Annotated in this window: 1 protein-coding gene; it reads right to left on the reverse strand. The window is 43.6% G+C overall.

Features of this window, described 5'->3' with window-relative positions; all coding sequences use genetic code 11:
- Window positions 1–203 (reverse strand): IS3 family transposase (locus RG959_RS23960; protein ID WP_342799292.1); only part of this gene is annotated, 203 nt, incomplete at its 3' end.
- Between the last annotated feature and the right edge of the window lie 116 nt (window positions 204–319).

Genomic DNA, 319 nt, shown 5'->3' on the forward strand with positions numbered 1-319 from the left:
AAGCGATTCGGGAAGAGAACAGACCCCGATTGTCCGAAATACCGCCGTTTTTTACGAATCACTGATTGAATGCCTAAGTTCTTCATTAATCGATAGACACGTTTATGGTTTAGATACATTCCTTCTTCCTGAAGGGCAACTTTCATTCTGGGACAGCCGTAATAAGGATGGGAAAGGTGGATGGCCATCATATGCTCTTTCAATACTTGTTCCTTTTCTTTGGCAGCTTCTCTTAAGGGGCGTGTATGGTTCCATTTGTAATATCCCGAACGGGGTACCCCAGCGATTTCGATTAAACTCCTAGGAGAATGCTTCTTTC

The organism is Domibacillus sp. 8LH, from assembly GCF_038806185.1.
Lineage (GTDB): Bacteria > Bacillota > Bacilli > Bacillales > Domibacillaceae > Domibacillus > Domibacillus indicus_A.